The organism is Thermoactinomyces sp. CICC 10522 (genome assembly GCF_016055075.1).
Classification (GTDB): domain Bacteria; phylum Bacillota; class Bacilli; order Thermoactinomycetales; family Thermoactinomycetaceae; genus Thermoactinomyces_A; species Thermoactinomyces_A daqus.
Window position 1 is genome coordinate 314,520 of the sequence record NZ_JAECVY010000001.1, and the last position, 11,831, is coordinate 326,350.

The following is an 11,831-nucleotide window of genomic DNA, read 5'->3' on the forward strand; positions in this document are numbered from 1 at the left end:
GCATCAGGCGCTGGTTGCTTTTTTCATTCCTTCCGCCGGAACCGCATGCTCGAGGATATGGCTGGTTACGTTGTAAGCGGAGCTAAAGGAAAGTTCCGAAAGCTGTCCGTCTCCTTCACACCAGTCACCGGCAAAGTAGGCATTGGGCAAGCTGTAAAATTTGACTGGCATCAAGCGTTGATCCTCAATGCATTTGATTTCCTGGACAGTCGCTTTTTTGGAAATGCGCTTGGCGACAAGGCGTTCACGCCAGCCGGGGAAATGCTTGTCATAGACGGATTCGATAGTCGCCACTTTTTCATCCGCTTTTCCTTCTGCAATCTCTTGTTCGTTGAGGTAGGCAACCGCTTGCATCAGCTGTCCCCCGTCAGGAACGCAGGTTGTATCGTAGTAGGAAATGTCGGTGATAAAGACGCGTTGCGCTTTTTGATAAATGTAGGTGAACGGGCTGGAAATCCGCTCGCTTAAACCGACATCATAGACAACGACTTGCGTAGGCACATAGTGGCTGTATTCCTCAAAATATTTGGCGAATGGAGTGTCGGCGAACAATTGGCATAACTCTTTTGGAGGAATGCAGAAAATAATATAATCAGCTTCGTATTTTTCTTCTTTTCCATAAACAGCGGTAATCCGGTTGCCATCGAGTTCGATTTTGGTTACTTTTTCTTTGGTGATGATTTTGCTGCCGTTTTTTTCAATGATTTCCGCAAATGAATCAACAATTGCCTGCCATCCGCCGCCGATGTAGCTGACAGCGCGTTGTGTGGCAAACAGCCGTTTATAATATTGGAAAAAGAGGGGGGACGGAATTTTTTCCGGTTCATTGGTAAAAAAGTTGGATGAAGCGATGGTCAACAAAAGATCCCTCACTTGGGGAGTTTCCTTTTTCAGATAATCTCCGATTAACACGCCGGGTTCTCCCCGTTCAAGAGAAGACATCGTTTTGAAGACTTCGTAAGCAAAGCGCCATTTATTCTGTGAATCCAACACTTTGGTGCGATACAATCCTTCGAGTGTTGCAGGCATGGGGGTGGTGAAAGTTCCCATGTCATAAAAGGCTTTGGAAGGTGAAAAATCTTTCCAGTCAACCTTCAGTCCGATTTCATGTTCATACTTGCGCAGGATCGATTTATCTCGCGCATAAATGGCATGGGCTCCAAAATTGAAATTAAACCCTTTCATCGGAATGGAAATTGCGCGCCCTCCGAGCTTCGGTGCCTTTTCCAGCAAGGTTACTTTGCAACCATTGTAAGCGAGTCGAGCTGCGGCGCTCAGTCCGGCAAGTCCTCCACCCACTACAATCACTTTATCAGACACAAGAAACACACTCCTTGGGAAACGGTTACATTTTAAACCATCTTGTATCAACCACTTACACTATTGTAACAAGTTTGAAATGAATCGGATAGTGTTTTATTCATGTTCGCAAATTTCGTGCGAATCTGTAGGCGTGTTATGATTGAGGAAGATAAACGAAAGCATCTGAGAAGCAAAGGAGGGGGCAAAGTGACCAAAAAAGTGGTCAGTGCCTGTTTTGCCGGCATTCACTGCCGCTATGACGGACGGCACAATGCGGTGGAGGCGATTCAAAAATTGATCAGGGAAGGGGAGGCGATCCCGGTCTGTCCGGAACAGCTCGGCGGACTGTCCACTCCCAGAAATCCGGCTGAGATTGTCGGCGGTGACGGGGACGATGTGCTGGAAGGAAAAGCACGTGTGATCGACAACCAAGGCAATGATGTGACCGATGCCTTTATCCGGGGAGCCTATGAAACGTATCGCATCGCGAAGACGGTGGGAGCGAACGAAGCCATTTTAAAAGAAAAAAGTCCGTCTTGCGGCAGTTGCTGCATCTATGACGGCACTTTCCAGGGGAAAACGAACCCGGGTGCCGGCGTGACCACTGCCTTGCTGCGACGAAAAGGGATTAAAGTGATTTCGGAGGACACCTTTTCAGAAAAAAGAATATAATGGATGAAACGAAAGAATAAATCCGATGATAAAGAATGAAAGCCTGCATTTTTGGCGGAAGAAGGTGCCACCCGGACCAGCCATCCGAAACAAAGGACCAACCCCCGATCTGCGGCGCATTTTCATGAAAAAAAAGCCCCCGGACAAGGTGGGGGCTAGGCTTCGGCATTGGCTTTTTCCAAGGAGTTTTTCTCTTGCAATTTCCTGTATTTCAGATACATTGCCAGTCGCCATGGCAACAGCATGCCAAACGCAAGGATGAAGAAGAGCGCCGCTGTTTGTTCCACGCTGATCAGGTGTTCGAGATAGTCATGGAGTACCATGCGCAGGATAAACAGACCGATCAGGATGAGAATAAAAGCGCGCGAACGTTTCAGATAAACTTTGCCATCGATCATTTCAAAATGAGATGTTTTGATCAGAGGGTACGAAAACAAAAGGGCACCGGCCAAAAAAGCGACCCCGGCCCAAGCCCATGGAACGCGCATCGGCGGGTAGAGAAACATCAGGAAACCCGTGCTCATGCCCAGTGGAGGGATGAGAATTTTTCTCGCGTTCGTTGGCTTATTGGTTGCCCGCAGGCGGATGACAATCACCATGGAGGCCATGATTAAAGCAAAAATCGGGGCTACAAAATTTAAACTGATCGGAAAGGAATGCACCATAACCGTCCCTCCTGTTTCTAGAAAAAAGCTAGCACAATTCCCGGGGTTTGTAAATAAGTATGCTTGACTTTTCAGCAAAATTGCAGGAAAATACATTTCAATAAGTATCTTTTGCCGGCAATGCCTGCCTCATACCTAGAGCCGGTACAAACGAAAATAACATAGAACAAGCAGCGATGAGAAAGAATAGTAATGCGGCAGTGGCTGTGCAGAGAGTTGGCGGAGGGTGCGAGCCAATCAGCCGGCTGCATGAATGGGCTTTGGAGCTGTTTTCCTTAACGATGCCATATCAAGTAGGGAAAACCGGGATGATCCCGTTATAGCTAAGAGTGTGCCTCTCTGATGTACAGGAGAGGCAAAGAAGGGTGGTACCGCGAGAATCAGCTCGTCCCTTGCCGGGGACGGGCTTTTTTGTGTGAAATTGTTGCAGGCCGGGTCAATCGCGATCCTGCCAAATGCCGGCAAATCATGATGGTTCAAAAGGAGTGAGAAGATGAAACGTGTCTTATCCGGTGTCCAACCGACCGGCAATATCCATATAGGCAATTATCTTGGCGCCATGAAGCAATTCGTTGAGTTGCAAAATGAGGCGGAATGTTATTTTTGTGTAGTCAATCTCCATTCCCATACCGTTCCCCAGGATCCCCGTCAGCTGTTGGAGAAAACGCGGGATGTGGCGGCGCTTTACCTGGCGATCGGGATTGATCCCGAAAAAGCGACGATCTTTGTCCAATCCCAGATTCCCGCCCATGCGGAAGCATGCTGGTTGTTGCAGTGTGTAGCCCGCGTTGGCGAGCTTAACCGCATGATTCAATTTAAGGAGAAAAGCAAAGGATCTGAAGCGGTGACGGCAGGCTTGTATACCTATCCGGTATTGATGGCCGGTGATATTTTGCTCTATCATGCGACACATGTTCCCGTCGGTGAGGATCAAAAGCAGCACTTGGAGTTGACGAGGGATATTGCTGAACGGTTTAACCGCGATTACAAAGAAATCTTTACAATCCCCGAGCCGTTGATCGGCAAAGTGGGAGCCCGCATCATGTCCCTCGATAATCCGGAGAAAAAAATGAGCAAAAGCACGGAAGGGGCGTACAGCAACATCACGCTGCTTGATGAGCCGAAATTGATTGAGAAAAAAATCAAGCGCGCCGTTACCGATTCGGAAAACCTGGTTCGCTATGACCCGGAAAACAAACCGGGTGTGAGTAATCTGCTTTCCATTTACAGCCTGCTCTCCGGCAAAACGATTTCCGAACTGGAACGGCAATATGAAGGTGCCGGTTATGGCCAGTTTAAAAAAGACCTGGCGGAAGCAACTGTTCAGCACTTGCAGCCGATCCAGGAGAAGTTCCGGGAAATCCGCGGTTCTTCCTATTTGGATGATGTGCTGAAAATCGGTGCGGAAAAAGCAGGTGCAGTTGCGGAGAAGACATTGCGACAAATGAAAGATGCGATGGGGATTTTATAGTGAGTCAATAAGCGGAGGACATTCCAATGGGCGGAATGTCCTCATTTTGAAACTCACCGAAAGCGGTGAATCAATATTGATGAAAGACAGGGAATTCACGAGATCTTCCGTGAAGTAGTTATGAAGGAAGCGCCCGCGGGATGTTATAATGAAAAGAAAGGATAAGTTCGCGAAAGGAGTGAACCGATGCGGCGTTATTTATTTGAATTTTTCTTTTTTCCAGATATTTTCGTGATGAGTCTGGTCTGTGTCTGCGGTCTGGGGTTGACATTGGCATGGGCGAACAGTCTTGTGACGGTGGCGGTGTTCTTGGGCGGAGTCGCCCTATATGCCATCGCTGAGTACGGAACCCATCGTTTTTTATTTCATCTTCCTCCGCCGAAGCATCCTTTTTTGTTGAAGCTGTTAAAGCGGTTACATTATGATCATCATGAAGACCCCGATAAACTGGAATTGCTCTTTTTGCCGCTGTGGTACAGTGTTCCCCAGTTTGTCCTCGTCGGGAGCATCGTTTACCTGGTGACGGGGAAAATCGCGATCACAACCACTTTTTTAAGCGGTGCTGTGCTCTATCATTTATATTATGAATGGAAACATTATATCGCGCACCGGCCGATCAAGCCTCTCACCCCATGGGGGAAGAAATTGAAAAAATATCATTTGTTGCACCATTTCAAGAACGAGCATTACTGGTTTGGCGTGACCAATCCGGCCATGGATCACCTTTTTCGGACTTTTCCCGATGAATCCGGGGTGGAGATGAGCCGGACGGCGCGAAAATTGGCGGATAAAAAATAAAAGCGACCCAATCGATGTGGGTCGTTTTTTCATGTAAAAGAAAGATATTAAGCTTCGAGTGCCTGATATTTTTTGGTGAGGCGGGATTTTTTGCGAGCAGCCGCATTTTTGTGGATCAAACCTTTGGTTACGGCTTTATCCAAGCTGCGGGTTGCTGCTTTCAAAAGCACAGCGGCTTGTTCTTTATCTTGTTGGTCAACGGCTGCCAAGAATTTTTTTACGGCCGTGCGCATCGCCGATTTTTGAGAAGCATTGCGGGCGCGGCGCACTTCGTTGGTTTTGGCGCGTTTGATTGCGGATTTAATGTTTGCCAAGACGTTCACCTCCTGAGGGAAGGGTTTCCGCATCCCAATAATGCAACATGCAATATTCTAGCATGAGGCTCTGCAAAAAGCAACAACGGTCATGAGCAGAATAAATGAGAGGCAAAGAAGCAAACTAAGAGTGGAAACAGGCAAAAAAAGGGGATATATTGGATGAATCAAGCGTCGGAACACCAGATTGATTTGAGTATGTACAATATTCGCACGGATTTGGCCCGCGAAGCTCATGACATGGTGACCCGGGAGCAAGGGCGGGGAAGTTCCATTCCGGGCGTTCGCAAACAGGAAGAGACACAGGACGGGATTACGACCAGTTGGATCTGGATTGACAGCGAAGATGCCGGTGAGCAGATGGGCAAACTGCCGGGTACTTACCTGACGATTGAAGTGCCCGGTCTTCGGTCGGGAGATTCCATGCTGGAAAAGCGCGTATCGCAACATTTTGCTGAGCAATTCAGCCGTTTCCTCGATGAAGTCGGCATTAAGCCAAATGATTCCTGCCTGGTAGTGGGGCTTGGAAACTGGGATGTAACGCCGGATTCACTCGGACCGCTCGTCGTCAAGCACACCCTGGTCACCCGTCATCTCTTTAAATTGCAGCCGGAAACGGTTGCCGAAGGGTATCGCAGCGTTTCCGCCCTCTCGCCGGGAGTGCTCGGGACGACCGGGATAGAAACGAGTGAAATTGTGCGCGGGGTGGTGCAGAAATCAAAGCCTGATTTTGTGATCGCGTTTGATGCACTGGCCTCAAGGGCCTTGTCCCGGGTCAATACGACGATTCAGATTGCTGATACGGGAATTCAGCCGGGGTCCGGTGTCGGAAACAATCGCAAGGCGTTGACCAAGGAGTTTTTGGGTGTGCCCGTTCTGGCCGTTGGTGTTCCCACCGTCGTGGATGCCGTCACCATTGCCCATGACACCATCGATTATGTGATTTCCCACCTCGGCCGGGAATTGCACGGGGTGAAAAATAACCCGCTTGATCCTCACAACCGGCCTTCGGTAAAAGATCTGGAAAACTATCAAGCTCCGCCGGAGACCAGCAACCGCATGCTGGGGATGTTTGGCAGCCTGAACTCGGATGAGAAAAGGCAACTGATTCATGAAGTGCTGGCACCTTTGGGGCAAAATCTGATCGTTACCCCGAAGGAGGTGGATTCCTTCATTGGCAATATGGCCAAATTGATCGCCAACGGACTGAACTGCGCCCTGCATGAGGCTGTAACCATGAAAAATGTGGCTTCGCATGTGCAATAAAACATTTGATTTCCTCCCGGCTAATCCGGGAGATGTGCGGGCAATGCAGAAGCACTTTCGCAGAACAAAATATTGTTTCCATTTGGCGCGAATCCCGTTGTCCGGCTTCCCCGGGGAACGGGATTCTTGTTTGGAGTTTGGGACATCCGCGTGGAACGGGGCTCGTTGAGTTTCAAAAGCAAGATTTTTTATCCTTTTCCGCCTGCCGCTCTCTGCCGGCCGCCGTGAGGTCTCAATCTATTTCTAGCAAATTCAGTTAATCGGTTCTACCTGTTTGCCGGTTTTCATAGATTAGGGTGAGACAAGCAGATAGAGGGTGAACCGAATGAGAAGTCGCTACCGTGGTTTCTTGACGCTGAATATGGCGCGTCCGAAAACGAGGCAGAGGTTTGTGTTTTTATTTTTGGCAGCGGCTGTTCTTTTTTCCTTTGTCGGTGCGCTGGCAATGGTTCAAGCGGAACAGAGTTTGACAGGGTCGGATCTCAGCAGGGTGACGTCTCATCTTTCCCCGCAAACGCTCAGCATGATCGTCGGGGAAAGCATTCCCTATTTCCAGGAGAAAATTCAGACGGCCGGTTTGGAAGAGATTATCTCGCGGACGGCGTTTGAGTTGATGACGAGTATCGATTTTCGTGATCCACGCACTTTTCTGGGCAAAGAGCTGCCGTTGTACGCATTGTTCGACAGCGAGATTGACGTGGCCAGCAGCGATGTGGATTATACTTCGATCCCGATCGAATCACCGCCGCCGCCTGATCTCGATAAACAGATTATGAAGGCGATGGAGCATCCCGATGAAGACAAAACGAGCACCGACCCGGGAAGTATCAAAACGAAGCAAGTGATTATTTATAACACCCATTTTTGGGAATCTTTTTTGCCGGAACTCCATAAAACAAATCCCGACCAGGCCACTGATCTGAATCGCAATATTACCCTCGTTTCCAAGCATTTGGCGAAGCAGCTGGAAAAGATGGGCATCGGCGCCGTCACAACCGAACGGAAGTATACATGGAATTCCGGTGCGTATGTGCAATCGCGCAAAATGGTGCTCTCTGTCTTGAAGCAATACCACAGCATCAGTTATATGATCGATATTCATCGCGATTCACGAAGGCGCGACAAGACGACAAAAGTGTTTGACGGCAAACCGTATGCGAGGCTCGCGTTTGTAGTCGGCAAGGCGAGCACGCACTTTGAGGACAACCTGAGCCTTGCCCGCGAGATGCACAAGCGGATCAACGAGTTATATCCCGGTTTGTCCCGGGCGGTGATTATTAAAGAGAGAGGAAATGGGAACAACGGGGAATATAATCAATCTTTATCGCCCAACAGCATGCTGGTTGAAGTGGGCGGGGTGGATAATTCATTCGCTGAAGCGAATCGGTCGATTGAGGTTTTGGCCCGGGTTTTGGCCGATATAATCCATGAGGGAACCGTGGTTACAGCCCGGCCGGATGCAACGGAGGCAGGTAAATGAGGTGACAGGATGCGCGTTTTGGTGCAGATCGTTTGTATGATCGGAATGTTGGTGACGGGGATTTTCGTCGGAATCGACAGGGCTGAGCAAAATATGCAAAAGATGCAGGGAACCATGGGGGCGCCGCGCGCGATCCAGATTACTCCACAGGATGGAAAAATCGAAATCGCGGTGCTGGGACAAGTCGTTGAAACGAAAAATCCCGTGCCAAAGGTGGCAGCGAAAGTAAGAGAGACGGTAACCAGCCAACAGGAGAAAAACGGAACCAATTATTTGGCGGTGGTGGGAAACGAAGTGGGAACGGGGCTCAAAAACCTTTCCCGTAAGGTGATGAATTTCATTTTTGCCCTGGCCGAGTAAAGATAGGCAGGAGTTGTATACGGGGGCAAAGGAGCATGATGTTCCTTTGTCTTTTTTTGTGTATTTAATTTGTGCATTTAATAAGATAAGAATGTTTTGTGTGAAAACGCGTTGCAGCAGCCGTCGGCTCCGGCCTCCCTGTGTTCCAGATGTCCGTTCGGCGGTTTCGCTTCCCGGCCGTGTCTGGCTTTCCGCTGGTTGTGGCGGCGAGTCATGACCGATTTTGTCATCGCTTCAGAGAGTCAGGGACAGGAAACTCATTGAAGAGAGGGTTTGGGGCTGATATAATTAAGCAATGCAGTCCTCGATTGATGCAGGAGGGAAATGAACGGGAATGGATAACAAAGAACAACGTGCAATGATTCGTAACTTTTCCATCATTGCCCATATCGACCATGGGAAATCGACACTCGCTGACCGAATCTTGGAAAAGACGGGAGCGCTGACCGAACGGGAGATGCAGGAGCAGTTCCTGGACAAAATGGATTTGGAACGGGAGCGCGGCATCACCATCAAATTGCAGTCGGTTCGCCTTCCGTATAAAGGAAAAGACGGGAAAGAGTACATTCTGAACTTGATTGATACACCGGGTCATGTGGATTTTACCTATGAGGTGTCGAGAAGCCTTCAGGCGTGCGAAGGCGCCCTGCTGGTCGTCGATGCCTCGCAGGGAGTGGAAGCGCAAACGTTGGCCAATGTTTATCTGGCGCTTGAAAATGACCTGGAAATCATTCCCGTTATCAATAAAATTGACTTGCCCAGCGCGGAACCGGAGCGCGTCAAACAGGAGATTGAAGATGTGATCGGACTGGATGCCAGCGATGCAGTTCTCGCATCGGCCAAGGCGGGGATCGGCATCGAAGAGATTTTGGAGCGGATTGTGGAAAAAGTGCCGGCTCCGGAAGGTGATCCCGATGCTCCGCTTCGTGCGCTGATCTTTGACTCCGTTTATGATTCGTACCGGGGTGTCATCATTTATATGCGTGTCGTCGACGGAACGATTAAAAAAGGCATGCGCATGAAAATGATGGCCACGGGTAAAACATATGAAATTACCGAAGTGGGGGCTTTTACGCCCCATCAGGTTCCGATGGAACAGCTTTCCGTCGGTGAGGTTGGATACGTTTGTGCCAACATCAAAAACGTCAAGGATACGCGCGTGGGGGATACGATCACCGATGCGGACCGCCCGGCCAAAGAGCCGCTGCCCGGGTATCGCCGCATTAATCCGATGGTGTTTTGCGGGTTGTATCCGGTCGATTCCTCCGAATACGATGATTTGCGGGAAGCACTGGAAAAATTGGAGCTGAATGATGCGTCGCTCACCTACGAGCCGGAGACCTCAAGTGCGCTCGGATTTGGTTTTCGCGCGGGTTTCCTCGGTCTGCTTCACATGGAGATTATTCAGGAGCGGATTGAGCGCGAATTTGGCGTGCAGCTCATCACTACTGCTCCAAGCGTTGTTTACAAGGTGTATCAGACTGACGGATCCGTGCTGGAGATCGAAAATCCGACACTGATGCCGCCGCAGCAAAAAATCGATCGGGTGGAAGAACCTTATGTGAAGGCCACCATTTTGGTGCCGAATGATTATGTTGGGGCTGTAATGGAGATTTGCCAGAACAAACGCGGTCAATATGTCGATATGACGTATATTGATACCAACCGCGTCAGCCTCGTTTATGAATTGCCGCTCGCAGAAATCGTTTATGACTTCTTCGACCAGCTGAAATCAGGGACAAAAGGGTATGCCTCCTTCGACTATGAACTGATCGGCTACAAGCCGTCCAATCTTGTCAAAATGGATATCCTGCTGAATGGCGAAGTCGTCGATGCCCTTTCCTTTATTGTGCATCGCGATCGCGCATACCATCGCGGCCGCGCCCTGGTGGAAAAACTGAAAAAATTGATTCCGCGCCAGATGTTTGAAGTGCCGATCCAAGCGGCCATCGGCAATAAAGTGGTTGCGCGGGAAACGATCAGTGCCATGCGCAAAAACGTGCTGGCCAAATGCTACGGCGGGGATATCAGCCGGAAACGCAAATTGCTGGAGAAACAGAAAGAAGGGAAAAAGCGGATGAAAGCGGTCGGCAGCGTCGAGGTGCCGCAGGAAGCTTTTATGGCCGTGTTGAAAATCGACGACAAATAATCACATCAACCATGCCGTAAGCATCGATGCCGGAACGTCCGTCAGCAGGGAAGGCTTGCCCGCTTTGCCGGACACGCGGCCTGTTGCTTGCGGCATTTTTAGGAGGTGGGCAAATGCCGCCCCAAGCCGTATACATTCATATTCCTTTTTGTACAAATAAATGCCATTACTGCGATTTTACTGCTTATGTCGTGAACGGGCAGCCGGTGGATGATTATCTTTCCGCCCTCGGACGGGAGATGGCTCTCGCTGTGGCAGAAACTCCCCCGGCTGAGATCCGCTCGATTTTTATCGGCGGAGGAACGCCCACTGTCCTGACACCGGCTCAGATGAGGAAATTGCTGGACGATATTCGCCGCTATTTCCCGAACCGGGCCGCCGACTGTGAATTCACGGTCGAGGCCAATCCCGGCACCACCGGTCCGGAACTGCTGGAAGCCATGCTCGAGGGCGGGGTTAATCGCATCAGTTTTGGCGCCCAAACGTTTCGTCCTGATCTGCTTCAGCGGATCGGGCGCATTCACGGGGTTGAAGAGATCGGACAAAGCGTCCGGCTGGCACGGGAGGCCGGTTTTGCGAATATTTCCCTCGATTTGATGTTCGGCCTGCCGACACAGACAGTGGAAGATATGAAACAGACGCTGGAATCGGCGATTGCACTGGGACCCGAGCACTTTTCCTGCTACAGCCTGAAAATCGAGGAAGGGACGCTTTTTCACCATTTGTATGAACGAAATGAACTGCCGTTGCCCTCCGATGATGAGGAGTTCACCATGTATCAGATGCTGCGCTCCCATTTGAAACAGCACGGCTATGAGCAATATGAAGTGAGCAATTTTGCGCAGCCGGGATTTGAGAGCAGGCACAATTGCACGTATTGGCTCAACGAAGAGTATTATGGACTGGGAACAGGGGCGCACGGATACGTGGAAGGGGTTCGCTATGCCAATATCAAAGGGGTCAAAGAATATATTGCGCGTTTGACGGCCGGCAGGCGTCCTGTGGCTGAATCGTATCGCGTCGAACGGGAAGAAGAGATTGAGAATTTCATGATTCTGGGCTTGCGCTTGCTCGCAGGTGTAAGCCGGTCACGGTTCAGGGAACGTTTCGGGGTCAGCATCGAGGATGCGTTTGGCAGCGTTTTGCGGCAATTATTTGAACAAAAGCGATTGGTGCAGCAGGGAGACCGCATCGCCCTGACTGAACAGGGGCTTCTCTTTGGCAATGAGGTATTTGCCTCATTTCTCGGTGGCGTGGAATTATAAGCGGACCAATTGACATCATATTTCCCGTTTGGTAATTTTAAATTAGTATTTTTAGCACTCGTTTCCTTGGAGTGCTAACAAGGAGGGGA

Annotated in this window: 11 protein-coding genes and 1 other annotated feature; of the genes, 8 read left to right on the forward strand and 3 right to left on the reverse strand. The window is 49.9% G+C overall.

Annotation, left to right across the window (positions count from 1 at the left end):
• Nucleotides 1-3 precede the first annotated feature (3 nt).
• Nucleotides 4-1,320 carry a phytoene desaturase family protein gene (locus I8U18_RS01630; protein ID WP_370589362.1) on the reverse strand — a complete coding sequence of 439 codons (1,317 nt, stop codon included), beginning with the start codon at nucleotides 1,318-1,320 and terminating at the stop codon, nucleotides 4-6.
• A 189-nt stretch (nucleotides 1,321-1,509) separates the two neighbouring features.
• Between I8U18_RS01630 and I8U18_RS01635 the strand changes: the two genes are divergently transcribed.
• Nucleotides 1,510-1,974 (forward strand): 2-thiouracil desulfurase family protein, encoded by a 465-nt coding sequence (locus I8U18_RS01635; protein WP_033101757.1) that lies wholly within the window; start codon nucleotides 1,510-1,512, stop codon nucleotides 1,972-1,974.
• Between the two features lie 155 nt (nucleotides 1,975-2,129).
• Here I8U18_RS01635 and I8U18_RS01640 read toward each other — a convergent pair whose 3' ends face one another.
• Nucleotides 2,130-2,639: a CcdC family protein gene (locus tag I8U18_RS01640; RefSeq protein WP_033101756.1), complete on the reverse strand. Its 510-nt coding sequence runs from the start codon at nucleotides 2,637-2,639 to the stop codon at nucleotides 2,130-2,132.
• 167 nt (nucleotides 2,640-2,806) lie between these two features.
• Nucleotides 2,807-3,035, forward strand: a binding site (T-box leader).
• 97 nt (nucleotides 3,036-3,132) lie between these two features.
• Here I8U18_RS01640 and trpS point away from each other — a divergent pair.
• Together trpS and I8U18_RS01650 are read left to right on the forward strand one after the other, a co-directional pair.
• Complete coding sequence (trpS, locus tag I8U18_RS01645) at nucleotides 3,133-4,110, forward strand: tryptophan--tRNA ligase (protein ID WP_033101755.1); 978 nt, start codon at nucleotides 3,133-3,135, stop codon at nucleotides 4,108-4,110.
• A gap of 186 nt (nucleotides 4,111-4,296) precedes the next feature.
• Nucleotides 4,297-4,908 carry a sterol desaturase family protein gene (locus I8U18_RS01650; protein ID WP_198055299.1) on the forward strand — a complete coding sequence of 204 codons (612 nt, stop codon included), beginning with the start codon at nucleotides 4,297-4,299 and terminating at the stop codon, nucleotides 4,906-4,908.
• A gap of 47 nt (nucleotides 4,909-4,955) precedes the next feature.
• Here the strand turns inward: I8U18_RS01650 and rpsT are convergent, their stop codons facing one another.
• A complete protein-coding gene (gene rpsT, locus I8U18_RS01655) occupies nucleotides 4,956-5,222 on the reverse strand; it encodes a 30S ribosomal protein S20 (RefSeq protein ID WP_033101754.1) in 267 nt (88 codons plus the stop codon).
• Nucleotides 5,223-5,384: 162 nt separating this feature from the next.
• Between rpsT and gpr the strand changes: the two genes are divergently transcribed.
• The 5 genes from gpr (at nucleotide 5,385) to hemW (ending at nucleotide 11,742) form a co-directional block, all read left to right on the forward strand.
• A complete protein-coding gene (gene gpr, locus I8U18_RS01660) occupies nucleotides 5,385-6,488 on the forward strand; it encodes a GPR endopeptidase (protein ID WP_198059177.1) in 1,104 nt (367 codons plus the stop codon).
• Between the two features lie 325 nt (nucleotides 6,489-6,813).
• The gene (spoIIP, locus tag I8U18_RS01665; protein ID WP_033101752.1) at nucleotides 6,814-7,968 is read left to right on the forward strand and encodes a stage II sporulation protein P; all 1,155 of its coding nucleotides are present in this window, start codon (nucleotides 6,814-6,816) and stop codon (nucleotides 7,966-7,968) included.
• A 9-nt stretch (nucleotides 7,969-7,977) separates the two neighbouring features.
• The gene (locus I8U18_RS01670) at nucleotides 7,978-8,328 is read left to right on the forward strand and encodes a DUF3679 domain-containing protein (RefSeq protein WP_033101751.1); all 351 of its coding nucleotides are present in this window, start codon (nucleotides 7,978-7,980) and stop codon (nucleotides 8,326-8,328) included.
• A gap of 334 nt (nucleotides 8,329-8,662) precedes the next feature.
• Nucleotides 8,663-10,477 carry a translation elongation factor 4 gene (lepA, locus tag I8U18_RS01675; protein WP_033101750.1) on the forward strand — a complete coding sequence of 605 codons (1,815 nt, stop codon included), beginning with the start codon at nucleotides 8,663-8,665 and terminating at the stop codon, nucleotides 10,475-10,477.
• A 113-nt stretch (nucleotides 10,478-10,590) separates the two neighbouring features.
• Entirely contained in the window at nucleotides 10,591-11,742 is a 1,152-nt protein-coding gene (gene hemW, locus I8U18_RS01680) for a radical SAM family heme chaperone HemW (protein ID WP_033101749.1), read from the forward strand.
• Nucleotides 11,743-11,831 lie beyond the last annotated feature (89 nt).